Origin of the sequence: Cohnella sp. GbtcB17, assembly GCF_019091135.1 — a bacterium.
Taxonomy (GTDB): Bacteria; Bacillota; Bacilli; order Paenibacillales; family Paenibacillaceae; genus Cohnella.
The window spans coordinates 1-235 of the sequence record NZ_JAGXJW010000498.1 but is presented as its reverse complement, the minus strand read 5'-3'; the positions used below and the strand labels follow the sequence as shown (position 1 = coordinate 235).

Genomic DNA, 235 nt, shown 5'->3' with positions numbered 1-235 from the left:
GTCCACATTATGGTCGTGGAAGACAATGATGACATCAACCACTTGTTATGCAGCGTCTTACGCAAGAGCGGCTATGTCCCTCCGCCCGCTTATTCCGGGACGGTAGCGTTGCTCTATTTGGAAAGGCAGAAGTGGCACTTGATTTTGCTCGATTTAATGCTCCCATTGTTGTCGGGTGAAGAGCTGTTGAGCCGGATAGGCATATATGGAGCTATCCCTGTTCTTATCTTGTCGG

The 235-nt window shown here is 49.4% G+C and carries 1 protein-coding gene; it reads left to right on the top strand.

Going from position 1 to position 235, the window contains the following annotated elements; genetic code table 11:
* Positions 1 to 235 (top strand): response regulator (locus tag KVT38_RS34265; RefSeq protein WP_217598152.1); only part of this gene is annotated, 235 nt, incomplete at both ends.